Here is a 25,104-nt window from a genome sequence, read left to right on the forward strand (position 1 = left end):
TTGACTGTCTGTTGGATGAGCGTTTGCTTCGGTACCGTTACTTGCCGTTAACGACTTGGCGTCACCTCGATCGGAACGAGATATGCCCGCGCCAGCGCTCGTCTAGCGACGCGCAGCGAGGGAGATAGTATGTTATCGACTCTGCTCGGACGGCTGGCGTTGCCGTCACTCAGAAAGGTCTTGCCCAAAATCGGCGACACCGAGCGCGCCGCGCTGGAGTCCGGTACGGTTGGGTTTGAGGGCAGCTTCTTCGAGGGCAAAGTCGATTTCTCACGACTTGCCGCCATTCCAGTGCGGCGCCCGAATGCCCAGGAGCTGGAGTTTCTCGATCGGCGCGTGCCGGAACTGTGCCGCATGTTGGACGACTATGCGATCGACGAAGCGCACGATCTGCCGCCGGAAGTCTGGCAATACCTGCGTGAACATGGTTTCTTCGGCATGATCATCCCGCGCGCCTACAGTGGCCTCGAATTCGCTCACGCGATTCACGCCGAAGTGGTGACGCGGATCGCTAGTGTCAACATCGCCGCTGCAGTGACGGTGATGGTCCCAAATTCACTCGGTCCGGCCGAACTGCTCCTGCGCTATGGCACCGATGCGCAGAAAAATCATTATCTGCCGCGTCTGGCGCGTGGCGTGGATTTACCGTGCTTTGCGTTGACCTCGCCCTATGCCGGTTCGGATGCTGCCGCCATGCCCGATGTCGGCGTGCTGACGGCGCGTCTATGGAACGGCGTCATGACCAAGGGATTCGCCCTGACATTTTCTAAGCGCTATATTACGTTGGCGCCGGTGGCGTCTGTCGTCGGCATTTCCTTCAACGCGATCGACCCGACCCGTCCCGACGGGAAACAAGAACTGGGCATCACCTGTGCACTGATTCCGGTACCGCATCCTGGCTTGCGGATTGGTGCGCGCCACAAGCCGATGTGCAGCGCCTTCATGAATGGTCCGGTGCAGGCGGAAGATATGTTCATTCCGCTTGACTGGGTCATCGGCGGCGAGGCGAACGTCGGCGTCGGCTGGCGCATGCTGATGGAATGCCTCGCAGCGGGACGCTCGATTTCCTTGCCCGCGCTGGGCGTCGCGCTTCAACAAACGAGTCTCTATGTCGCCAACGGTTATGCAGGGCTACGCAACCAGTTTGGCCTGCCAATTCGGCGCTTCCACAATGTGGCGGAGCCGCTCGCACAAATGGCTGCCGATTTATATGCCACGGACGCCGCGCGGCAACTGACCGCCTGCATTCTCGATCAAGGGGAGCGTCCCAGTGTCGCCGGCGCGATTCTTAAGTACCACGTGACGGAAGCTGGGCGCACCGCCATCAACTGCGGCATGGATATCCTGGGTGGAAAAGCGATCTGCGCGGGACCTTCCAACTTGCTGTCGAACGCCTACCGGCATACGCCGATTGCCATCACGGTTGAGGGGGCGAACATCCTGACCCGCGCGCTGATCATTTTCGGTCAGGGCGCGGTACGTTGCCATCCGTTCGTGCTGAAGGAGATCGATGCAGTCGCGCAAGGCGAACCGGCCGCACTAGGTCAGGCCTTGTTCGGTCACGGTCGGCATCTCGTACGCAACTTCTGGCGCAGCCTGGTCCATGCGCCGTTGGTGGGGGAGGTGCCAGTAGGCTTCGAGCGCGAAGCGCGGAAGATTGCTCGGCTCGCCGCCAAGTTTGCCTTCACCAGCGACATGTGCATGGGCGTTCTCGGCGGACGCCTGAAACGGCTGGAGCTGCTGTCGTCACGACTGGGCGACGTGCTGTCGCATCTGTACATGGCCTGCGCCTGTATATGGCGCTATGCCTGGCAATCCGATGTGCGTATGGAACCGGTGGCGCGTGGCGCGGTGCGAAGGCAGATTTGGCTCGCCAGCCAGGCCTTGCGCGAGCTCTTCGATAATTTGCCGAACCCGTTATTGCGCGTCGCGGGACTGATCGCACTGCGTGGGCTCAGTCCTATTCGCCGATTGCACGACATGGAAACGTTGGCGATCGCAGATACGCTGCGTGATCCGCAGGTGGTCCGTTTGCTTTGTCCGGATGTGGAAATGCCAAAGAGCGGCGGATTGTGCGATCTGCATGATGCGCTGCGGCTGGCGAGCGAACTGGGGGAGGTGGAAGTGCTGCGCCTTGGTAGCGCCATTCGCCAGCACAAACCCCTCGATGAGATCGCGGCGGCCTCGGCGTCGCCACGTGCCTTGGATTTTTTGCGTGCGCTTGACAAGGTGATTCAGGTGGACAGTTTTGGCCCCGATGGCGCGGACAGCTGAACAGCAGAACCGACGATCCGTCCATATTGCGCTTGCGGCCACATTCTTCGCTAACGCAGGGTGGAAGCGATGTGCACCAACGGCTGCCAGACGATCCTGGTGCAGCCCAGTCTAATGCTGAATTTCTCTCCTGTGCAGTCGGCGGTCCGGAAGGACATTGACGCCTCGTACGTCCTTTCGGATCTGATCCCGCCCCCGCGCAAATACTGCGGACAGCAACGCTTCGTCCAGGCCATAGAAGAGTGCGTACCGCTTTCCTGCATCGCTTCCAAATGCCGCTCGGGTCAGGAGCGCAATGGAGATCTTTTCGGCGGTGGCGTAATCAAGTCTGCGGGTCATGCCTTAGCGTACGCGCCGATTGATGCGTGCTTGGTGAAGTACCGCACGGATAGCGTGAGTTTTCTTGTGTTATTTGCGCGGGCACCTGGCAACCGTGACGTGTGAAGCAATCTGTCCGCATGCGAACTCTCGTCTATCTGCAAGGGGGGGAGTTGTGCTGTGTAGCACCGGCTCAATGGCAAGCGATCTGGCGATGCAAGGTGCTTCTCTGCAGCAAGGCCCCTACGCGGAGACTTGTCACCCCATCAGTCAAGGCTTCTCGGGCGATGAGACGAACGAGACTTGGGAGAACGAAATGTGTGATTTGTTGCGAAACCGAATGCGCGAAGAACTCTGTCAGGGTTGAACAGACCAACATCCGCCATGGGGCAGTCGCCCATCGGTCTTGCATCCGTTGCTTACGCGCGGCACGATGCTCCTGTTCGCCTATAGTGCGCTGTCTCGGCCGCGTCCGATAAGCTGGGTGCCGGAACATGCATCCATCGCCATGCTGGCATCATGATGCGGTGAGTGCAATATCAGTGTAGAAGTGCTCTAGAACGGCGTCATCAGGAGCCCAAGAGAAGTGCCGACAACCACCGTACCTATTGCCCCCTCGCCGCCCGAAACGTAGTCGCTGGCAAACGGGTCCTGGAACTCATTGCCGTGTCGTTGTCGAATTGCCGCGACGTAGACCTGAGGCTCTTCAAAGCCGCCAGCAGCAGCCTCCACCAGCACCAGGTCGTTGTCGTCAAATGTGCTCAGAATCCTTTTTAGTTCACCTATGGTCATTTCGCGCCCCTGTCCAAGAATGGAAAGGATACCTGATGTCACAAGAGAGCTATGCGGCGCATCAACATTTTTCAATCGGCAGCAGCGCTCTTTTTCTGTTCAAGCGTGGGACTGGACCAGCGTGGCGGCGTCACAGGGCTTAATCTTCAGGGTGCTTGGAATCGACGCTTTTCGTCACCAGCCGAAGGCCGGCTGGCGGGCGAACAAGCGGGTTTGGCGATGAGCCGGTTGTAAGGTGTGCGACCGGTGTTGGCATCGGTGGAACGTGGTGTCAACGACTTCGCTATCGCTCACAGTATCGAGCCGCGTCGACACAGCATCAGTGATGCGAAAAATCGGCACAACTCATTGCTTGAAGCACTCGATGGTTTTGTAGGCGGCCAGCATCTTCTCATGGGCGATGGCTACCCTTTCAAAGAGATCGCTGGCGACCAGGCCGTAGAACTCTATCTTGGCGCACTGAGCCAGCTCGTGTACTACCGCGTGTTCTTCGGCAAGCGCCGCTTCGAACTCGGTATATGCACGTAGACCTTCGGAACGATAAATCGGCATACTGTCTCCACCGAAATCCATGTAGTGTTAGGGGCGACGCGGCCCGCCCAGGTAGGAAAGTACACGGTCAACGACATGCTGCGGTGCGCACCGAGAAAGCAGGTAGCGATGGGCCTCCGCGCGACCAATAATGGTACGTAAAGTAACACCGTAATGTACGAGCTCAGTCATCCATATGTCACGACGGCGTGTCCCCACAGGTGCGTTATTCATTGAACACTTCCTCCCTACTAAGAGTATTGCACATTGAAGGGCCATTACTATATATATAAATAGCCGAATCGACGCTAGCAAAATCGTTACGTCAACGAAGCCGCCTTGCCGAACATGAATGTCTCCAATCGCCATCAGCGCGCCACGATGCCCTAATTTCCGATATTCTTTTGACGGCCTGCGACAGAATTTTGCTTGCACAAATGCGCCAGCTGGCGCGGGACAAGGCGCATGCCGAAGTCGATGCCAAGTACCGGGAAGCAAACGCCGTTGCATCGAGCATGCACTCCACACAAACGTTGGAGCCGCTCCGTCAGGACACTGAGCTGGAAGAGTTCAGAAGGACGATGGCGGAACGAATCGAAACGTTGACGGCAGAAATCCACCGTCACCCTGCGCAGGATACGACGCGAAGAAGCTGAGATGCACGAATGACGTCTTCACCACTCCACGTCCGGTTGTGTGGGGGGCTGTTTCAGACCGAATGCAACCGACGAATGCCCCGTGCCGGTGCTAGAGGGATGGTTGGAAAGCCAATGCTCCTTCGACGTGCCGCGTCGAATAGAACCCGCATGATAACCGGCGTTTTGACGGCATGGATTCGCAGAAGGGCTTCGGAGTAGTACCGATTGTGGATTCCCATCATCTCGATGGCCTGATCGATCGTTTCGGAGAGAGTGATGTTTGTCCTCGGTATGCGAAACTTGAGGACGGCTCCCAATCCTGCTGCAGCGACTTCGGTCGAATGTTCTGCAACTTGCTCGCGGTGAGCTGCGGGGCGTTCCAATAATGTGGCCTGGCCATTGGAATGCGAAGCGCGCCGTGGGCCATTTTGGGAGAGCACCCTCATCGCGACACCTTGTGGAACGGCATGCATTTGCAGGTATTGCCACGCGAGCACGCACCCGGAAAATGCCTCCATGTCGATTGCTGCATCGACGACCAAGGCCATGCCTTCGTCGGGTCGGGTGAAATCTTTCATATAGCCTCCGCTTCAGTGATTGCACTGCTGCGGACTGGGATAGAAAAAGTCAGGGCAGCCACTGACCATAGCATGCGGAGAAGCAATCTCCTAAGCATATATATGGATCGATTCGGTCAGGTGATAGTCATGGTGATAGGTGAACGAACGTGGTGCGCGTATCCGGGCACTGCAAATGCGGACATTAAGCGATTACTTCCAATGATCGTCGACATGCGCAGAATCGTCATCTGGGTTTTATTAACAAGGAATTTGATGGAATTGAAGTGCTTTCTGTGCAATACGGCCGGCGCCGTGTGCGAATCGGCCGATCATGAGAACCGGCAGCGCATTACCTGCGTAGCGCCAGGCTGCGGAAATTATGTGATCACTTCTGTCGCCATCCAGAGATTGGAAGAGGGCGGTCCCAATAAAGAGGTCCTGGTCGAATTGGTTCGCCTTGCCAACGAAAGAATGGGGGTATTGGATATTTCCGTTGCAAGCGACGGCCTTCTCCAGACGACCGAAATCTTGCCGACGGCATGAGGGTGCAGAAGGCCGCGGCAGTCACCCATTACAACTGCGACCAAGTTTATTTGCTCAGACATTCCTAAGCGGCACACCGCAATTTAAGCCAGGATAGCCGTTCGCGTGTCAAACCTTCGCTGCCGATCTATGGAAACCGAATGTACGTTGTGAGCGTGTTTCCGCCGATTGGAACCCGGCGATCAATTTCACAGGTAGATGAAGTAGAAAAAAATTTCTACTTTGCTTCAGTTGTTGCTAGAATGGCCTCCCCCCCCCAACTGCGAGGCTGATGAAATCCATGCGCAAAGCACTATTCCTGATGTTTCTGGGCGCCGCTACCTCGGCGCAGGCTGCCGAAAGCTGGCTGCTCCAACTCGATCGATGGGCGAATCCTTCCTTCATGACCCTGCATTTGCAGGATGATGGCGGAAAGCTGTCCGGTACGCTCGACGGCGATCGCCTGCACGGCACGCGTAAGAATGGCCAGATTCTACTCAGCGTGGTCGACAAGGACGGCAATCGCTACGAATACAAAGGTAGTGCCAGTGCCAACCGCTTGCAGGGCAGCGCGGATTTTCCTGATACGAATGACGCGAAAGCGCGCGCCAGCCATACCTTCAGCGCCCGCCGCTTACCGGATCGCTCATCCAACACGGCCCAGCGGCATGAGTTCAAGCCGAAGGATTATGCGAACGAGTTTTCCGCCACCCGCATGCCGGTGTTGACTGTCTGGCCTGGCGATACCGTCCATACCACCACCATCGACTCCGGCGGCGTCGATGAACGCGGCGTGACGCGCGCGCTCTATGGCAATCCTCAGACCGGTCCTTTCTTCGTCATGGGGGCCGAAGCAGGCGATACGCTGGTCGTTCACCTGCGCAAACTGAAGTTGAACCGCGCTTATGCGGACAGCCTGGATACGATCGTCGGACGCGCGCAGACGCTTGGCCTTGCGGCGCATAGCGCTGCACTGGGCAAGCCGGTACGCTGGAAGCTGGACCTCGAACGCGGCCTGGCAAGCCCTGAACGCTCGTCGGGCGATGCGTTGCGCGACTTTGCCGTTCCGGTGCGCCCCATGCTGGGCGGTCTGGCGGTAGCTCCGCCCGATGGTCCTGCCGTCTCCACTGGTGATACAGGACGCTTCGGCGGCAATATGGATTTCAACGAAGTCGTCGAAGGCAACACGGTCTACCTTCCGGTGCAACAGCCCGGCGCCTTGCTTTACTTGGGTGATGCGCATGCGCTCCAGGGCGATGGCGAGACCTCGCAGTACGCGCTTGAAACTTCAATGGAGGTGGAGTTCAGCGTGGAAATCATCAAAGGCAGGGCGGTTGGCATGCCGCGTGTGGAATCGCCAACGCATATCATGACGTTGGGCCAAGCGGGTTCACTCGATGATGCCCTGCGTGCGGCCACTGCCGGCATGACGCAATGGCTAGAGCAGGACTACGGCCTCAGCTTGTCGGACAGTGCCGTCGTGCTGGGCAGCGCGGTCGAGTACAGCGTCGCCAACCTGGCAGGCCGTAGCGTCGGTGTCGCGGCAAAACTGAGGAAAGAGCTGCTGCCGCGTCGTTGAAAACCTGGCAGGGATTCAGCGGGCTCCTTTGGTCGACCCTTATTTTAGGAATTCCTGTGTCAAGCGGGGGGATTCGACCCGGGGGCTATTACAATTTGAAAAACAACTGTCTTCGATTGTTTGTTTCTTTGCCGTTGGCAATCCGGAACTTCAGGACAGTTCGCGGACCTCGGCCAAGGCGTCACGATCCCGCCAAGTTCCCCATCTATAATGAATGTACGAAGGCAAGGTTTTCTTCCAGGCGAATGATTCGGCTCAGATAGGTGCCTACGGGTCGGACGTCGAATTTGCATGAAGGCGCTGCTGGTTCCGATCGGAGAGTTGCCGTGTTGCATGAATTTCTTACCCAAAATCACAGTGAGCTGATAGCGCGTTGTCGGGCAAAAGTTGCCACACGCGAGCACTTCGCGACTGCTGAGCAATTGCAGAATGGCGTGCCGATGTTGCTCGAGCAGCTGATTCGCATTCTGCGGTCGGAACAATTGAATTACGCCCTTGAAGGTCGATTTATTTCGATTATCCAGGATGGGGGGCGTGGCCGCGGCGAGGTAGGGGTATCCGCAACACTTCACGGTGAAGACATGCTTGCCCTGGGATTTACGGTGGATGAAGTCGTCCACAACTACGGCGATTTGTGCCAGGCGATTACCGACCTGGCGGTCGAGCGTGATGCGCCTTTTTCCGTCGATGAGTTCCGGACCTTGAACCGCTGTCTCGACAACGCCATTGCCTATGCGGTGACCGCGTTTAGTCTTAAACACGATTTCATTGAGTCAGACCGGCACGATGCTGAGGAGAACAAGCGGATGGGTTTCTTTGCCCATGAGTTACGCAACTTGCTTGGTACTGCCAAGTTGGCGTATTCAGCCTGCAAGACCGGCAACCTCAGCCTGGGAGGTGCCACAGGGGCCATATTGGAGCGAAGCTTAGATGGCTTAGGCAGCATGATTAATGGCACCGTATCGCTGGTACGTCATGAACACCAACTGGGCATAGGGAATCTCATTTCACTTGCAGAGTTTGCCGCTGAGGTCGAAGCAACGTCCGCACTGGCGGCCGTTGCGAAAGAGTGCCGACTGAACATTTTGCCAGTCGATCCACAGTTGGCCATCCAGGGGAATCGACCGATGCTCCTGGCTGCAGTGGTCAACTTACTGCAGAATGCCTTCAAATTCACGCACTTGCACACTGAGGTAACGATGGTATGTCACGCCGTCGATGACAGTGTGCTGATCGAGGTTGCGGACCACTGCGGCGGACTTGGCGCCGACTTAGCCAATCGGATGTTCCAACCATTTGTGCAAGGCGGCACGGACCGCTCGGGTCTGGGTTTGGGGCTGACCATCGCTCAACAGTTTGTCGTGGAAAATGGGGGGCGCCTCAGCGTTCGTGATGTGCCTGATGTTGGCTGTGTCTTTACCATTACCCTTCCGCGCCATGCAATGCCAGCCAGTTCGACATAGCCGCCGAGGCATTGTTTGCTCCGGACCGCTATCGAGCGGCTTCGACGCCGCCGCCGCGATTCCTGCGCGTTGTTCTACTCAGTCATAGCGCGTACGATATCAACGTCAATGCCCGGATACCCTACGGTGCTTCGGAGCCGGGTATGGCGCCTTTCATGGTTGCATGCTTCGCAGATAGTTCGCGCAGCGGTGAGCCCATAATAAGGTTGAATTTATTGATGGTTGCGTGTCTGGCGCACTGCTTCGGGATTGCCGCCCAAACCGTGCGACGATCTACCATGGAGTCTTGTCCGTGCACGCGTCGAAGGCGTAGACGGCGGGAGGCAATGCATATGATGAACATTCAAGCGTGTCTCGGATACATTAAGGATACAGATTCCTTGAAAGGTAGGGGCGTGTTCGCTTGTCGCAAGATCTATGCGAACGAGCTTGTGGAAGCTTGCCCCGTTGTGCTGCTTACCCAGCACTGTGATCGACTTCCGACAGAGGTCAAGCGTTTACTGTTCAATTGGGGCCATTTGACCACGGAGCAATCTGCCGGGTGCTTGGCGCTTGGTTGGGGAAGCATGTACAACCACGCCAATCCCGCAAATCTGAGATACGTCGCGTTTGCTGACGAGCTGCAGTTGCATTTCATTTCTGACCGAGACATCGAGATCGACGAAGAGCTCACCATCAATTACAACCATACCGGCGGCAATGTCAGCTCGACGGACGATAGTTGGTTCCGCAAGAATGGCGTTACGTTGATTTTGTAGTCAGCCACGTGTTCGCAGCAAGAGCCCAAATGGCCAGGTCTTGGGCGGGACTCATCATTCAGCACTAACTTGTCGGCATCGACAAAACTCTCATCGGCGTAACCGCGGAACAGGTTTTTGCGCCCATGGAACCTGACGGCACGTGGTCCAGAGCCAAACATACCTACAGCCCGTCGATCAGGGTGATACATCGCCATTCCTGCCCCTGGCGTTGGGTCGCTGCTTGTGATGCGGCGTAGGGATCGCTTCGGCGCTTTGGAGAGTACACAACCAGGGCAGGCTTCACCTTGCGTTCGCGCTGGAAGGCGCGGCCCCATGCTGCTGGCACCGCCTATTGCCGGACCAACATTCGCAAGTCGCTGGCGCCAGTTGCGCCAATGTTCATCGCGCGCGAGTGGCTTGCGCGGAGAACGATCTGCAGCAGTGATCGTTCTGCAGTTACCGCGTAGTGGGCGCGCAAGCGCTGTCAGGCTTCAACGGAGGGGCATTGGTATTAACCCCCCGCCGAATGTCGCGCCATCGGAGTAACTTAGCGTGCGCCCCGATGTCCTTGCTGTCCGGCATCCCGATGGCGCCCGACAACTTCATTGCGAGCGGCCTTCTGTTGCTGCTTGTTGAGGTCACCTGCTTTCCCATGGGCCGATTTATGCGGCGTGGAATCCTGGCTCTTCGTGGTGCGGTTCATGATCTTCTCCGGTGAATATAAAAACTTGATGTACGCCCCGATGGGCAGGTACTGCTAAGCCCCGGGCATTGTCATCCATGGGCCTCGGTCACCGCCATTGGCTGCCATGGTGCAGTTGCGTAATTTCGGGAGGGACCGTTGACGCACCTGCGCTAGTCCGGTGCGTTCTGGTAAGGAAGCCCTACATCAGGCTGTGCTGCCGTCGTGTCAATGTCGGACAGGACAATTTCAGTAAGACACTGCCCCACCTGATTGCAGACCCACTTGAATCCAGCAGCTTCGTTCTTCCCATGTGATATCCATTTCTGGCCCTCCGGTCTTCCCGTCTGCACTAGCAAAGCGGCAGGGGTGGGGCGAAAGGAAAGGCACTATTCCTTCCCTGCACGCTGCCAAAGAGTTGGGCCGCGCGCATTGAAGGCATGGACCAATCGCAGAGAGCGTGTGAGGCTGATCGGATCAAGCGGCGTTGACCACGCTCTTCCAAACGCGAAGTACTCTTTAAGTGTACGCGCTAATTCAATGGCTCACAGGGGCGATGTCGATGCGCATGAATTCGAAAGCGATGGAGGTGGAAACCGGTCGGATATGCTCTTGTTGTCCAGCCCCGCGATCATCAAGATCTTGGAGCAGGTGACCTTCGAAAGGTGGCTTGAGGTCAGCGCGCTCCAGTGCAGGGCGGGGGCGCAATGCCGTGCGCAGTCGGGCCTAATGCGTCAGCATGACCGGCACCTTCATTTCGCAAAGGAGGCTACGCGTTGCTCCACCAAGGATAAGTCCATGGAGGCGGCTGTGTCCATATGCGCCGGCCACGATCATGTCAGACCGGGTATCATGAGCCTTCTTATGTAGTGCCACACCGACATCGTCCTCACTCTGGATGCATTTGACGGTGACGTCAATGTCCTGCCGTGCCAGATACTGTGCGAGGTCAGCGCCGGGTTCCTGGCCATGCATGGCGGGAGACTCATCCGGATTGCACACGAGCACTTGGACCGAGTCGGCGCGCCTTAGGATCGGCATTGCCGCAGCGACGGCCTTGCTGGCCTCGGCGCTACCGTTCCAGGCGATGACGATCCGCTTTCCGATCGGGAGGGGGGCGCCGTTGCGTGGCACGACGATGACTGGTCTGGCGCAATGGAGTGCCAGGTAACCCGCCAGGTCGCCTGCCGTGAGGACATAGGTGGGTGGTGGGATGGTTTCGCTGGCAATGACCAGGTCGCAGTAGCGCGACTGCAGCACGAGCGCCGTTTCCAGGCTGCTTTCTGCCAGGCGTTGTTCGCGCGATCCAATCCCCATACGGGCGGCCTCGGCATCGAAGTCGGAAAGTGCGATGCGTGCAGCCTCTCGTACCGGCTCGTAGTTGAGTCCCGGCAGGATGGACATTGCAGCCGAGCCCAAGATCAGCATGTCCATTTCCGGTCCGCCGCAGGCGGCGGTACCGATCAAGTGCGCCCCGAACGACGTGGCAAGCTGCGCTGCCACCTGTAATCGTTCAGTCTGACCGGCCGTCGCGTCGGCATAAGTGAGTAGGCTCCTATACATGATCGTTCCTTTACTTTGGTGAAGGCGAAGTCGTGAAGCCAGGGCCTCGCTTCGCCATGGACGCTGGCCATGGTCTTCGGTGTATCCTTGCCGCTGCTGTAGGCGCCCGCACCAGGCTGAGCCTTTTACCGTATGATGCAATCAGGCTTGCGAATTGTCGCGGAGGGACGTGAATGCGCCACGCCATCAAGAACCACCGGGCCAGCCTGGCAACTATTGCAGCGCTGGCGATGTTCAGCAGAGGGTTGGAACCCGAGTTTTCCCTTGCTGTGCATCAACAACTTGGCCGGTTGAAAGCGCCCGCGCTGGACACTGATCGAGGGGGGCAAGATCTCACAAACCTCCTGTGGTGTTCGATTGACAACGACGACTCGCACGATCTGGATCAACTCACCGTGTGCGAAGCGCATGCAGTTGGTTGCCTGCGTCTACTGGTGGCGATCGCCGACGTCGACGCGCTGGTGAAGAAAGACTCGCCGATCGACGTGCACGCGCGGCAGAATACCACTTCAGTGTATACGTCAGCCCGCGTATTCTCCATGCTGCCTGAGATTCTGTGTACGAATCTTACGTCGCTGGCGCCTCATGTCGACCGCTTGGCGATTATCGTTCAGATGGATTTTTCCGCGGACGGCGAATTGTTGGCGTCGACGATCTACCGGGCGCAAGTTCGCAACCAGGCGCAATTGGCTTACGACGCGGTGTCAGAATGGCTGGACGGGCATGCTTCGCTGCCCGACGTGGTGCAGGCGGTAGCCGGCTTGGAGGCCCAATTGCGCAGGCAGGACCAGTTGGCGCAGTTACTCAGGTCGCGACGCCAGTCGCAAGGCGCGCTCGAATTTGACAGTTTTCAACCACGCGCTATTTTCGACGGGAACCGCATTGCGGACATTCGTCTGCAGGAACACAATCGCGCGCGCCAGCTCATCGAAGAATTCATGATCGCCGCCAATGGCTGCACAGCGCGCTTTCTGATGGCGCATGGCGGCATCTCCCTTCTGCGGGTGGTGCGTTCACCGGAACGCTGGGCGCGCATTGTCCAAGTGGCAGATGGTTATAGCGTCAAGCTGCCGGCCCAACCCGACAGCGCGGCGCTGGAACGTTTCCTTGCTCGCCAACGTCGATTGGCACCAGCGAGCTTTCCAGACCTATCGCTCGAAATCATCAAGCTGATGGGGGCCGGGGAATATGTTGTCGAGCGTGCGGGGGAGCAGGCAATTGGTCACTTTGGACTTGCCGTCCAGGACTATGCGCATTCGACGGCACCTAACCGGCGTTACCCTGACCTGGTAACGCAGCGCTTGATCAAGGCAGCGTTGGTGGGAGGTCCTCCGCCTTATTCGCTTGCCGAGTTGTCAGAGCTGGCAGTGCACTGTACCGGTCAGGAGGACGCCGTGCGGAAGGTCGAGCGGCAAATGCGTAAGTCTGAGGCAGCCTTGCTATTGCATGATTCAATTGGCCAGCAATTCCGGGCCATTGTATCGGGCGTGAATGCGCAGGGCATCTGGGTCAGGATCTTTACACCGCCGGCAGAGGGGCGCCTCATTGGCGAACTGCCGGAATTGCGACTGGGGCAGATGTTGCAAGTACAGTTGGTGTCCACGTCGGTGGAGCGTGGATTCATCGACTTTGCGCTGCAAGGGGCGCACTGAGCGCGTCGCGCGCGGTACGCGCATGAAGGGGGCGCAGCCATCCGGGTGACAACGGCACCACTGCTTGCAACGGCATGCTGCGAACGGGACAAAGCTCAGCGTTACAGTGTTGCCAGGCAACTTTGGTCTGGCTTCAGATGGATGCGCCATTTGTCAGCGACGTCGGCTTCGCGCATCAAGGCGCTCAATCACCACACGTTTTTCCTTGCCACACACGCGAAGATCCCCGGCCGAGCTGGGCTTGCGCGCTGCAGTTTAGTAAGATCTTCCCCCAGTTAGGACTGCCTGACCTTGATCAGGTGTGGTGGCGAAGAGTGCAAAATGCGCGGAGCGAAGGACTGGAAACCATCAGGCCGCGACTTTGCTCATTGTGCCCCCTGGGCCGGAGGCTCTTCTATCAATTCTCGCGGGCATTGCGATGGCCGAGGACGGGTTCAAGCTATCGACCATCGAACTTGGAATCAGAACGGTGGCGCCGCGCTCTTTTGTTGTCTCATAAATGATATTCATCGCACGTAACTGCAATGCAGCAGGATGCCCTGCATACGTGTCGGCCGCCTCGACAAACTGGCCGGCAATCGCTACTTCGGCAGAGCCGAGGATGACACGAGCTTGCTTTTCGCGCTCTGCCTGCGCCTGACGAGACATCGCGTCCTGTAATGCGACGGGAATTGCGACGTCTCGGATCTCGACGGAACTGACCGATATGCCCCATGCCGCCGTCTTCCGCGCAATGACATCCTTCAGTAGCTCATCAGCCTCTTTGCGTTCAGATAGTAGTGACGCCAGCATCGATGCGCCGATCATTTCGCGCAGCGACGTTTGCGCAACGCGATCGATCGCTTCCCGGTAATGCGTGATCGCCAACGCTGCTTTTTCAGCGTCGTGCACATGCCAGAAAATGATCGCGTCAACATTGACCGGAACGGTGTCCCGGGTAAGTGCTTCCGCGGCATTAAAGGCAGTGGTCTGAATACGCACGTCGATGATCGCAGCCACGCTATCGATAATCGGAATGATGGCAAACAGGCCCGCCCCTTTGACGCTTTGTAGCTTTCCCAGCCGCAAAACGACATACTTTTCCCATGCATTCGCCATCTTCAGCGACAGTGCGATAAGGATCCCGAGGCCGAAGCAAAGCAAGGCAAAGTAGGGAGCCCCCCAATAGAGGACGCCCACACTCGCGAGCAGGCAGACGCCAACGAGAAATGATGTGACGGGGTTCATGATGACTTCCTTGGAAATGCTCGCCTGATGAGTTCAGTTCGCATCGAGGCGAGCGAAGTAAAAGCGAAGTTAAGGGCAACAGGATCGCTCGCTGGAAACGTGCAACGTAATGCTTCGTCCAGGGCCGCATCACGATGGACCTCTTCGAACGTGTCCATTTCATTGCCTTGCAACGCGGCATCCTCAGAAGGGGACGCTGATAGATATCCGTCCATTTGAAACTCCCTTCAAAGAACATGCGGAGTTATATTCGCCATGGCTGTTCATTCATCGACTGGGCGAAAACTGCGGTCGGACGAATCAAATTGACGATGAACCGAATTGGCGATCTCGTCGGTACGCAAGCGCACCCATGACCCCAAATATAATCGCGGTGCAGTTTCACTGCGAAATGAACGAGAACACCTATTTGTCGAACATGCAGCGAGGGCTGTCCGAGTCAAAGTCGAATGCAGCTTTTTGCGATGTACCGCGGCTTCTACTGTCGTACTTTGTCACCGTCCTGTTTCCTTGCCGGCGCGAGCCAGGCCGCGCACCAATCGTCCGCGGGGATCAGCCCTGGCCATGAGACTCTCCGCATCGGATGGTGCAACGTCATCGATCAATGCCTGCGAAATCAGTCGACACGATGCTGCAGCCGCAGGCGATGCGAAGGACATCAGTCGGGCAAACGCCGCGTGCTGAACGGGGGGGGCGACGCAACCGCGGCGACTTCGCATCCTGCGAAACGGCTAGGATCAAGCTCGGCCGACGGAAAGCGGCCCACAAATGCAGGCCGAACCAGAAAGGTGTCGGTCAAGGAAGTCCCCGATGGATGTCGAGCGCGATTGGTTTGGATTGAAGACCCACCGCTTTGGGAGAATGCCTTCGAGCTAATAGGTGTGAATGTCAGAGCGTGGGTCTGCGGGTGCAGTTTTACGCCGTTAATAATTCCAAGATCTCTCAGTCTTGCGGCGTCGTAGAGCAAGGCTCTAAAGTATGTGACCTGGTCGTCGGAAAGAGGTGTGGCGCCCGGGCTTACAGTAATAGTCTGCCCAAGGACTGATCGTTCTACCTGCGCTTGAATCTGGTTGACTAGCCTTTACACTCTAGCAGTGAATCGAAATCACGTCAGCTCTGTGAAGATTCGAAGCATGACGTCGATCAATCAACTAGGACTGTCAACGCGGAAGAATGGCATTGCTGCATTCGGTTATTTCTCGGGTTGGTTCTGGGGATTGCATGGCGATCTCACTTTCTGTGCCATGTCAAAATGGCCTGCTTAACTCGTTACCTTTGAGGGAGACGTGAAGTGTAAGCATTTAGCGATAAGTGCTAGTCTCGAACTAGCCCAGCAAATCGTGAACTGGGCGACTAGCTCCCAGCCTAAACCGATGCCTTGAGCCTTGTCGTTTCGCGACGGCGGCCTGGGCTACTTGTGCGAAACTGAAAAGGTCGTCGTATCGCGCACCTACCAGGCAAGAATCGGCCAAATCATTCGACCGTCGTCGGGTTCATGATGGGCGGCCTGCATACCGTTTGATCCCAATTGCTCGCATATCCGGGCTCCGGCGCTGGACTGTCGGTATGCAACGACCGTCGCGAGGCCGGCATCTTGATGCAGACGGGCATGGCCGGGAAATTGACGCGCGTCGGCTTAGCCTACGTGACGTTAGGGGACAGGCGGGCCGGCGACGGTTTTCCCCTAGCCCGGGACTGGGTTACACGCAGGCAGGATCGAAGATCGATCTGGTTTCCTTGAAATGGCCTGCCATGCTAAAAACTCCAGGCCGCTCGTACTGTGGCGTTGATGCGGTCATCTGGAATGCCACCGACCGATCCGAGTGGCGACGGGTAGCGACTATCGCGGTCCAGCAGGTTTCGCACCACCGCGGTCAGCGTTAGTGCCTTCGAGACAGCATGACGGTACGACAGATCCGTGCGTGCGTACGTCGGGAGACGTCCTGGTGCAAAAACGTCACCGCCGGGAATATCATTGAATCCGTTCATCCATCGCTGTGAAATGCTGATACGAGCCGCGCCGTCAAGCAGGCTTCTCGCGACAGAAAGATTCACGGAGCGTTGGGGATAAATACTGTAGGGTGCGCCAGTGCTGACATTCCGGCTTGCCACCCATGCGCCGCCGGCTTCGCACTGCCAGTCGTTGTAGCGCCATGTAACGCTGGCTGTCACGCCATGAGCACGATTGCGCTCGACGTTCTGGAATTGATTGATGCGGATCTCCGGACGGAAAACGATCGCGATGCCATCGTGCCAGGAGGATTTGAACAAACTTGCCTGCCATTGCAATGTGGACAGCTGTTGGATTGCCACCAACTCCACGCTGTCGATCACTTCCGGCTTCAGGGCAGGATTTCCCAGCACCGTATTGGCCGTGCCATTGCGCTCCGCAGCCGAAGGTGCGCGAAACGCTTGGCCATACAACAGCTTCAGTGCTGCGTCATTATTGGGTCGGTAGATCAGTCCAAGCCGCGGTGATGAATGACGACCGAAGTCAGAATAGTCGTCGACTCTAGCGCCGTACACTGCGCTCCAGTGTTGTCCAAGGCGAGAGTTCAGTTCCAAGGTTGCACTGTGCACGTTGCGGTGCGCATCCGACGCGGCATTGGGCTTGTCACTCAGCAGAGTCCCAATCAATGTATGCATCACTACATGGACATCGCGCACATTTAATCGCTCAGTTGCCAATGCTAAGGCCCAATCGGTGTGCCATCTCGGGGACGAGTCGCGATAGATTGCTTGCAGGCCAAAGCGGTCCTGTCGGCTGTACAGGTCCCGCTGCACGGGGCCTGTTGGCAGTTGCAGTCGGCCGGCGAGGTCGTTGTCCACCCACCAACCATAAGCTTTCAGTTCGAGCGAGCCCTGGTCGCCGTATTGCTTCTTTAAGCCAGTCTGCAACATGGCAAAGCGGGTGTCGAGGCCCCCGAGGTCTTGAGCGCCAGCCAGGCGCGACCCCAGGCCCTGGAAATTGTCCGCGCTGTAGCGATGGAGGTAGAGCCCGCCATGGAACCTCCACCCCGAACCGGCATCCTTGGACAACTTTAGTACCGCCGTCTGGGCGAGGAAACGGTTTTCGCGCGTTACCGAGATCGGTGCGCCACTCGTGGGGTCAGGACGGCTTGCGGTACGCGCCTGATCGCCCTGGCCATTCGCCGAGAATGCCAGGCCCCAGTGACTGTCTGCGCCAAACGCTGCTACGTAGCGTGCGGCCGCCTCAAAATAGCCTTTGCTTCCCGCCGCCATGGATGTCTGCTGCCCAGGCACGTCGCTTTCGACAGTGCGAAGTGCCAATACGCCATGGAAAGCATCACTGCCGTAGAGCGCGGAACCTGGTCCCTGAATCAACTGCATCTGCGACATGACGCCAAGATTGATGCCCGGGAAGTTGTATTGAGGGGATGACCGATACAGGTCAGTGAGCGGCACGTCATCGAGCGTCACCGCGACCCCGGTAAAGGACGTCAGGCGTGCATAGCCGCGAATGGCGAGCACTTGATTGCCATTGGAATGCGGCATGATAAAAACACCAGGCATGCCATCAAATACCTCCAATGGTCGTCTGGCGCCATTGCGCTCCCATTCGACTCTGGAAACAGTATTGATTGACGAAGCGGTGGACAACAAGGTCGAAGGGAGCAATGAACTGGCGCTGACGTCGATGTTGCCCAGGTCCTCGAGCGACATTGATAGCAAGTCTCCCGGCAATGTACCAGCCGAAGCCGGCCTGCCAGTGGCGAAGGCAGCTAGAACAGCGATAGCAATCGGCAACGCGCGCATTATCGCCATGGTGGCTGAAAATCTTGACAGAATGGGCTTGGACTACGATATCTCAAATTGGTAAGGGAGATTCTATCCAATTCTTGGGTCAATTCAGTATATGAATGGCGAATCTGACACAAACTATCTGAGCATGGTCGGCTTTCGCACCTCTCCCGAGCGCGCCGATCTTGATCTATTAGATCGTCATCCATCAATCTTGCCGGGCGCCGTTCTACAGTTCGCGCGCGAGTTGTCGTATAGAAGGCCGCATTCGGACGCCGCGTTCGGAAGATGGTGCTGGCAGCGCTACGCTGTGCGCTGGCCTTTGAAATGAGCCTGGGTCAGGATCATGGAAACGGTCGTGGGGCAACATCAAGGCGAATAGGCAGTATCGTGGGCAACGTCTGCCGCAGGACCGGACCGACGGCGTCGGCCAAACGCGCAAAGCTTGTTGAGCGCGACCTTGTCCTCAAGATTGGTGGTGCGCTTTGGCCGATTGGTGGAACAATGCGCCCGCGCTAAATGCGGTGGCGGGTAAGGATCATTCAACACTGTGTTGCTGACTAAAAAGTTCGGCTTCGCGAATTCTGAAGTCGGTTCTTGCCTCGACTTCGGTGGCGAACGTCTTGTTCGACTCGACCCGGTGAATTTCGTGTCCGCTGGCGTTCTTCCATGTTAAGCACCAATGCCATCCATGGGGATCGTTCAGAAAAATGGGCCTGGGGTTCGTCAGTTCCATGCGTCATCCCTTCAAAGAACCCACCATAGCACCTTTCCCACCAGGACCGCCTGGAATCAATTTAAATAGACCGCAAAGCGCACTGGCGCTCAGCGGTCCAGTTTCATCTGTTCCTGCAACGCTGCTCGGGGCCGCTTGCCGAACATGCCGCGCGCGCACGCGCAGCATCGTGGGATGCGCTCACGTGCGAGTGCTTCTTAGCGGCTGCGGCCAACCTACTCGTTCAGGCAGGCGTGACGTTGGTCGCTTTTTCCCCTTTGGGGCTGGGGGCGCGTTCAAACGTCACGCGCTGATTTTCTGCCAGTGATTTGAATCCCGTCGCCTTGATGTCCTGGAAATGGACAAACAGGTCAGGACCGCCCGTGTCGGGGCTGATAAAGCCAAAACCTTTGGCTTCGTTGAACCATTTAACGATACCGGTTTGCATAGTCATGATAAACCTCTTAGTAGATGGATAGAGTCGGGCCTTGCCCGGCGAAGCGCGCCAACAAGCAGGGTCAACAAGCGAGGGAATCAGACAGGAGTTGCCAGGTACGGCAAGACAGGACAGAGACCGGCAATTAATTGCGGTGCTTCATTTGCGGTAGCTTCAATATACAGGGCATTACAGCTCACACCTAGCGCTATTTATACCAATTTGGAAATCAGGATGAAATCCTACCAACATGAAAGATCTGATAGGAAGCGAGATCGGTGCATGGGCTCGGCGCGTGTTACTGTGGAAGCCCGCACAGCGGAAACGCATGCGGTGGCTTGCATCCAGATACGAGGCGAAGGCGTGATTCTGCGATCGCTTCGAGCGGCAACCAATAGTATTAGGGCCGTCTTGTGACCTCAGCATTGGTTGATCTGAAGCCAGTCAGCTGGCGGCTTTATGCTGCGAGGGATGTTGAACGTTTGAATGCATGAGCAATGGAAAAGATTGAAATCATGTCTGATGCGTACGCGGCAGTGCTGCCAAGGCGAAAGGGTGTTCGGACGGCCGCGAAAACGAACACTGGCACGTCCCGCCCGCCAAGGAAGAGTGAGCTGTTGGCGTTGCTGCGGATTGCCAAAGCTCTGCTATGCGCGAACAGTGTGGAAGAGGCGCTGCGTGTTGTGGCCGAGGGCTTACCCGGGCTGAGACCGGATGCGATCCTGCTCATTAGTAGCTATGATAGCGGTGACAGTTGCTTCTACCTCGATACACCGGACGGAGCCAGTTGTCTTGAACTGAATCATCGCATGTGTAGTGAAGTGCGCAAGCTGGTGCGAAGCGGCACACTTCCAACGCCTTTGCAAGCATTTACGCTGGATAACGGATGTCACGTGGCGGCCCCGTGCTCCCATGACGTGAACGGAGGCTACATTGCACTGAGTTGGCAGGTCCCGCCGGAGCCGTCGGTGCAGCAGCATGCGCTCGCGTTTCTGCCTCACGTAGCAGAATTGGCCGGTGTTCGTCTCAACAACCTCCTGGACCATTTGCACCGGGAAGAAGAGGTGAAGGAGTACTTCCATGCCTTTGCTGTGACGCAATCGCGTCATATGGAAGAGCTTCGTGTCAGCGAGCATGAAAAAGTCGAAGCGCGTGAACTGGCAGCCCAAGATGAGTTGACCGGCCTACAGAATCGGCGGGGATTCCTCACCAAATCGGAGCAATGCCTGTTGATCGCCCGCCGCCAGGAACTGGCGTGCGCAGTGATCTTTGCCGATGTGGATGGATTAAAGCTGATCAATGACCAACAGGGGCATGCTGCCGGCGATGCACTGATTCGCGATGCAGCCCAGATCTTCAACAGCGTGTTCCGGCACGCGGACGTGGTGGGGCGGGTTGGCGGCGACGAATTTGCGGCATTTACGTTTGACAACGCGACGCCGCGTGCCATCGTCGAGCGTATCAGGGACAAGATCGCCCAGTTCAATGCGGGCAGGAACGGGGGCATCACGATGTCGCTGAGCATTGGCGTGATCAATTGTGATATTCACAGCGAGGAAACGCTCGCAGAATACCTGGTACGTGCGGATGAAGAAATGTATCGCCATAAGCGGCAACGGGGCAGGGCGCCACACTAGTCCAGCCATCTGTCGAAGAGGCGTTGCCGTCTGGGCGGCAAGACAAGATGGTCCCGACGTGGCGCGCTACTCGGAATGGGCCTTGGCGCGTGTCGGTGTGCGGCGCACATCGATGGGTGCGCAGAGAACGCGCTCGATGACGCGCAGGGGAATGGAGCGCGACACTAAATAGCGCTGAGCGCCGGCTATCCCTACGATCGAGCTCAGGGCGATCCCGTATTGCACAATCGCGGCGCTCCAGACGTCCTCACGCCGCGTGATCTCAGGTTTCTCGTTCATTGTGCGCTCCCCCTTACCAGTGAAGTATCGCACAACGACCGGCTATTACTATGCGATTATGCATGACGAAGACGCGGAGCGTACTTGCCACCGAGGTGTTGAAAGGGCGCGCTGCACGGGCACAGTCGATGGCCGCTGTTCGGGGACAGCGTGCGATCAATGGCCGGTGTTCGGCGCCTTGCTAATCGGATGACGCACTTGCAGGCGGTCTTGGCCAACAAAGGCACCACCCTGGATATCATTGCGGAACAGGTCGAGCCATGACGTGCTGTCACTGATCAGATATTGTTTGGTCTGCCCCGTCGATTTGCGTCGCACAGTCAATTCGCCCTGCAATCCCGCTACTTCATCGGTCTTGGGATCGGTCGTGTCCGTCGCGCTGAGAGAAAAGTCTGCACGGATCAGGCGATGGTGGCGCAAAATCCTCCGAAACTCGGCAAGGTCTTCCGCTTCGATTAATTCCATACCGCCTCCTAATGTGATCGGGTAAGTTCAGTATAGGCCTAAATGCCGTTGCGCCGATGGGAGGCCGCACCAGCCAGCTATCGCTGCGAAGTGCGCGAGGCGGTCAAGTCGACGTGGCGTGACGCGGAAGGATTGCTGCGGCGATGCAGTCTATGGCCGGGACATCCTGGACGCTATGGCAGCCTTGATTTTTCGTAACGAACTGGCTGGCAAGTGAGAGAGCAAACGCCGGGCTGGAACGGTGTCCACGGCCTTGCTCATGCGGTTGGATCATATGCTGCAGCGGTGCAGCGTCGATGCCGCCACAATGTGCCGACCTATGGCAACCGTCGTCCGGCAGCGCGCAATGCGTTCCGTGCAATGGCTTTTGAGGAGAGTATGCGGCACGCCAGTGTCCTGCTTTGTGCCGAGTCCCGACGGGATGGAATGAGCGACCAGACCGCTGAATCGTAGACCCTCATGGCGTATAGTGACGGCATATGGCTTGATGCCGCAGGGGACGGCGAACTAGGCGTCCGACGACGCATCGAGCTCATCATCAAGTGACTTCACATGCATGCTCGTGATTTGATTCAGGTCAATGAATGCCATCGCTTGTGCAGATCGATCGGCCACTGGATACGTATCCACCTGTAAGTATGCGTGATCAGTATCCCATTGAAGGATGGCGTCCACCAGGTCAGCGCACAGTGGTTCACTGGGCAATGCCATGTAGACTAAGCCGGTGCTGCCATCTGACCGACAATAGGAAGCCTTCCATTCCAGCATGCGTTCCATCGATTCCTCCCAACCCAAAGAGCAGCGGTCACAGCGTGCGAACAAAGTCTGGGGGCAGGGGGCTGTGTGCCATAGGGCACATCATCCACAAGATAGCAATGCCTGGCCCCTCAATTCATTATAGGTGAGGAGGGGCTTGCTTGCCGGGGCCTTGCCTGCCACGCATCAATTGGTTGTGAGCGTTGCCGCGATAGCGGGGTAAAGCGGGGCGCCAAGGGCAGATGCGCCTGTGGTCGTCGTTGCCTGGATCGGTGCGTGCGCTGCGCCGATAGGGCGCGCCATGCTTTGCTTCGCCAGAGCGTATAGTGGAGCAGGGTGCGGGACGACCGTCATGGGGCGTACCTCCTGTCGTTGGCTGGCGACGCGCGCGACTGGCGCCTTGCGTGTGGCGTCAAGTGGGCACCGTGAATATTGCGGACGCGCTCGCCGATCTGTTTGCTGGCACCCGGCTGCTGCACGCGAATGATGGCGTGTAACAATGGCGGCGAAAGGCAGACGGAAGAATCTTCGCGCAACGTGCGTGCCTGATGGAGGGCGTCGATGTCGATCGCATCGTGGGTGTTGGTGGGCGGACTGATCTTGATCGTGATGATGTTGATTGGAACGCTGGTGACGCGCTTGCCACTCAGTGGTGCGATGATCTACCTAGGGCTTGGCGTTGTGCTCAGCCCGTATGGCTTTGGCGTCTTGGACCTCGACCCCATTGCGCAAGCGTCCTCGCTGGAATTGGTCGCTGAGGCCGCGCTGCTAATCTCCTTGTTTTCGGTTGGCTTGAAGCTTGAAGTGCCGATGCTTGATCGGCGATGGATCGGGCCGTATCGCCTGGCCTTTCTGTCGATGGCGGTCACGGTGGGCGCGATCGCTGCCATTGGCGTAGTTGGTATCGGCTTGCCAATTGGCGTGGCAATCTTGCTTGGCGCGATTCTGGCACCCACCGACCCGGTATTGGCCTCGGCGATTCAGTCACGACCAGGGTCTGAACATGATGCCGTGCGTTTTAGCCTGGCCGGGGAAGGTGCGCTCAATGATGGCACGGCGTTTCCCATGGTATTGTTGGGGCTAGGGCTGATGCAACTACACGACCTGGGCGAGCGCGCATGGTCATGGTGGCTGGTGGATGTCGTGTGGTCGACGATCGGCGGCATGTTGATGGGGACGTTGATCGGTGCGCTCCTGGGGAAGCTGGTGATTCATTTGCGCACCAGGCATCACAGCGCCGTTGGAATGGATGAATTTCTCTCGCTTGGCGTGATCGCCGTCTCGTTTGGCGCGGCCCAAAGCTGCCTGGCGTCAGGCTTCTTATCGGTATTCTTCGCCGGCCTGGCACTGCGCCGCGCACGCAACTTTCCGTTGGCAGGAACGAAGCCGTTGCCCCGGGTTGCTGCTGCGCACGAGCATGAAGCTGAAGATCCCGCGACCCATTCTCATCACGCCAGTGGTGTCATGACACGGGCCGTCCTCGGATTCAATGAACAGCTTGAACGGATCGCCGAACTCGGCATGGTCATGATGATTGGTGCGATGTTGCCCGCAATAGGACGCCTCAGCAGCCTGTGGTGGTTTGTACCGCTGGTGTTCCTGGTGGTGCGCCCGGCGTCGGTCGTGCTCGGAATGGCAGGTGCTGGCGTACCTCTGTACAAGCAGGTACTGGTGGGGTGGTTCGGCATTCGAGGGATCGGTTCAATCTACTACCTGGTATTTGCCTTGAATCACGGCGTCGCCAATGGGTTCGCACCAGAGTTGGTGAGTTTGACATTAGGTACTGTGGCCGCCTCGATTCTCGCGCATGGGATCACGGTGCGGCCGTTAATGACCTGGTATGAGCGGCATTCAGAGAAATGAAGAGCTCGTCAGGACACGGCGCCATTGCCGGCTGCACACTGCAGCTCGGTGAGTGCGGACGGATCCTGCGCTTCAGTGTTGGCGAGCGCGCAATTGTTGGACGATGATCAGATGGTGGGCTGAGGCGCGACGGCTGCACCATTCGCCGAAAAGTACACGCTGTAACGTCGACTCGTCGACGCGTTGGTTCCGTAGGTATTCGACAGCATAGCGCCAGCCGTGGGTGCGTACCAGGTCGATCGCATGGTCCAAATCACGAAACTGCTGGACGTCGTACCTTCGATCAGAATAGATGGTCCTCATGATACCCCTCTCTGTGCATGGGAATGCAGCGCGGATCTGTACGGCGTCACCTTTGAGCCCAAATCGACCTGTCCAGCAAACGCCATCCGATGTACAACAGGGATCCGGACCGCGAACTTACCAGACTAGCACATTGTGAATGCTTGAGCGATTGGCATTCCATATTGCAGCCAGTCGCAAGCGGTCTGCGCTGCCGTCAGCGAGTGCCGGACTACGTGATGCTGCTCGCGGAGTGGCGTGCCCGACGTTTGCGCAGCCGTCAGAATGTCGATGTTCGCGTGGAGCGAGCATCGCCCGCGCCTGATTCGGTGAATGGCGGGCCCGGCGGCAAGACCTTCACGGACGGT

At 57.7% G+C, this 25,104-nt stretch carries 21 protein-coding genes; 8 read left to right on the forward strand and 13 right to left on the reverse strand.

Going from position 1 to position 25,104, the window contains the following annotated elements; genetic code table 11:
• Positions 1-129: 129 nt before the first annotated feature.
• Positions 130-2,274, forward strand: a complete 2,145-nt coding sequence (locus tag AC1RTP_RS06635) for an acyl-CoA dehydrogenase (protein ID WP_498605769.1) — start codon at positions 130-132, stop codon at positions 2,272-2,274.
• A gap of 873 nt (positions 2,275-3,147) precedes the next feature.
• Here AC1RTP_RS06635 and AC1RTP_RS06640 read toward each other — a convergent pair.
• The 3 genes from AC1RTP_RS06640 to AC1RTP_RS06650 form a co-directional block, all read right to left on the reverse strand.
• Positions 3,148-3,459: a hypothetical protein gene (locus AC1RTP_RS06640; protein WP_498605770.1), complete on the reverse strand. Its 312-nt coding sequence runs from the start codon at positions 3,457-3,459 to the stop codon at positions 3,148-3,150.
• 270 nt (positions 3,460-3,729) lie between these two features.
• Complete coding sequence (locus AC1RTP_RS06645) at positions 3,730-3,936, reverse strand: hypothetical protein (RefSeq protein WP_155453065.1); 207 nt, start codon at positions 3,934-3,936, stop codon at positions 3,730-3,732.
• Between the two features lie 688 nt (positions 3,937-4,624).
• A complete protein-coding gene (locus tag AC1RTP_RS06650) occupies positions 4,625-5,131 on the reverse strand; it encodes a hypothetical protein (protein ID WP_498605771.1) in 507 nt (168 codons plus the stop codon).
• Between the two features lie 213 nt (positions 5,132-5,344).
• Between AC1RTP_RS06650 and AC1RTP_RS06655 the strand changes: the two genes are divergently transcribed.
• From AC1RTP_RS06655 to AC1RTP_RS06670, 4 genes are all read left to right on the forward strand, one after another.
• Positions 5,345-5,656, forward strand: a complete 312-nt coding sequence (locus AC1RTP_RS06655) for a hypothetical protein (protein ID WP_498605772.1) — start codon at positions 5,345-5,347, stop codon at positions 5,654-5,656.
• Positions 5,657-5,936: 280 nt separating this feature from the next.
• Positions 5,937-7,214, forward strand: a complete 1,278-nt coding sequence (locus tag AC1RTP_RS06660; RefSeq protein WP_498605773.1) for an acetamidase/formamidase family protein — start codon at positions 5,937-5,939, stop codon at positions 7,212-7,214.
• Positions 7,215-7,540: 326 nt separating this feature from the next.
• Positions 7,541-8,677, forward strand: a complete 1,137-nt coding sequence (locus AC1RTP_RS06665; protein WP_498605774.1) for a sensor histidine kinase — start codon at positions 7,541-7,543, stop codon at positions 8,675-8,677.
• A 332-nt stretch (positions 8,678-9,009) separates the two neighbouring features.
• Entirely contained in the window at positions 9,010-9,435 is a 426-nt protein-coding gene (locus tag AC1RTP_RS06670; RefSeq protein WP_498605775.1) for an SET domain-containing protein-lysine N-methyltransferase, read from the forward strand.
• 163 nt (positions 9,436-9,598) lie between these two features.
• On the opposite strand, the gene AC1RTP_RS06675 is transcribed toward AC1RTP_RS06670, so the two are convergent.
• From AC1RTP_RS06675 to AC1RTP_RS06685, 3 genes are all read right to left on the reverse strand, one after another.
• Positions 9,599-9,763 carry a hypothetical protein gene (locus AC1RTP_RS06675; protein WP_498605776.1) on the reverse strand — a complete coding sequence of 55 codons (165 nt, stop codon included), beginning with the start codon at positions 9,761-9,763 and terminating at the stop codon, positions 9,599-9,601.
• Between the two features lie 201 nt (positions 9,764-9,964).
• Positions 9,965-10,120, reverse strand: a complete 156-nt coding sequence (locus tag AC1RTP_RS06680) for a hypothetical protein (RefSeq protein ID WP_498605777.1) — start codon at positions 10,118-10,120, stop codon at positions 9,965-9,967.
• Positions 10,121-10,825: 705 nt separating this feature from the next.
• Complete coding sequence (locus tag AC1RTP_RS06685; protein ID WP_498605778.1) at positions 10,826-11,662, reverse strand: universal stress protein; 837 nt, start codon at positions 11,660-11,662, stop codon at positions 10,826-10,828.
• Between the two features lie 173 nt (positions 11,663-11,835).
• Here AC1RTP_RS06685 and AC1RTP_RS06690 point away from each other — a divergent pair, with 173 nt between their 5' ends.
• Positions 11,836-13,314, forward strand: a complete 1,479-nt coding sequence (locus AC1RTP_RS06690; RefSeq protein WP_498605779.1) for an RNB domain-containing ribonuclease — start codon at positions 11,836-11,838, stop codon at positions 13,312-13,314.
• A gap of 348 nt (positions 13,315-13,662) precedes the next feature.
• Here the strand turns inward: AC1RTP_RS06690 and AC1RTP_RS06695 are convergent, their stop codons facing one another.
• The 4 genes from AC1RTP_RS06695 to AC1RTP_RS06710 form a co-directional block, all read right to left on the reverse strand.
• The gene (locus AC1RTP_RS06695) at positions 13,663-14,541 is read right to left on the reverse strand and encodes a slipin family protein (RefSeq protein ID WP_498605780.1); all 879 of its coding nucleotides are present in this window, start codon (positions 14,539-14,541) and stop codon (positions 13,663-13,665) included.
• Between the two features lie 1,755 nt (positions 14,542-16,296).
• A complete protein-coding gene (locus AC1RTP_RS06700) occupies positions 16,297-18,225 on the reverse strand; it encodes a TonB-dependent receptor plug domain-containing protein (RefSeq protein WP_498605781.1) in 1,929 nt (642 codons plus the stop codon).
• A 616-nt stretch (positions 18,226-18,841) separates the two neighbouring features.
• A complete protein-coding gene (locus AC1RTP_RS06705) occupies positions 18,842-19,039 on the reverse strand; it encodes a hypothetical protein (protein WP_498605782.1) in 198 nt (65 codons plus the stop codon).
• Positions 19,040-19,262: 223 nt separating this feature from the next.
• Complete coding sequence (locus AC1RTP_RS06710; protein ID WP_498605843.1) at positions 19,263-19,466, reverse strand: cold-shock protein; 204 nt, start codon at positions 19,464-19,466, stop codon at positions 19,263-19,265.
• Positions 19,467-19,951: 485 nt separating this feature from the next.
• Between AC1RTP_RS06710 and AC1RTP_RS06715 the strand changes: the two genes are divergently transcribed.
• The gene (locus AC1RTP_RS06715) at positions 19,952-21,091 is read left to right on the forward strand and encodes a GGDEF domain-containing protein (protein ID WP_498605783.1); all 1,140 of its coding nucleotides are present in this window, start codon (positions 19,952-19,954) and stop codon (positions 21,089-21,091) included.
• Positions 21,092-21,157: 66 nt separating this feature from the next.
• Here AC1RTP_RS06715 and AC1RTP_RS06720 read toward each other — a convergent pair whose 3' ends face one another.
• From AC1RTP_RS06720 to AC1RTP_RS06730, 3 genes are all read right to left on the reverse strand, one after another.
• Entirely contained in the window at positions 21,158-21,370 is a 213-nt protein-coding gene (locus AC1RTP_RS06720; protein ID WP_498605784.1) for a hypothetical protein, read from the reverse strand.
• Between the two features lie 156 nt (positions 21,371-21,526).
• Positions 21,527-21,835: a transcriptional regulator gene (locus AC1RTP_RS06725; RefSeq protein ID WP_498605785.1), complete on the reverse strand. Its 309-nt coding sequence runs from the start codon at positions 21,833-21,835 to the stop codon at positions 21,527-21,529.
• A gap of 507 nt (positions 21,836-22,342) precedes the next feature.
• Entirely contained in the window at positions 22,343-22,612 is a 270-nt protein-coding gene (locus tag AC1RTP_RS06730; protein ID WP_498605786.1) for a hypothetical protein, read from the reverse strand.
• Between the two features lie 540 nt (positions 22,613-23,152).
• Here AC1RTP_RS06730 and AC1RTP_RS06735 point away from each other — a divergent pair.
• The gene (locus AC1RTP_RS06735; protein WP_498605787.1) at positions 23,153-24,454 is read left to right on the forward strand and encodes a cation:proton antiporter; all 1,302 of its coding nucleotides are present in this window, start codon (positions 23,153-23,155) and stop codon (positions 24,452-24,454) included.
• Positions 24,455-25,104: the final 650 nt, after the last annotated feature.

It is taken from the genome of Pseudoduganella sp. GW821-FHT11H04 (genome assembly GCF_058807935.1).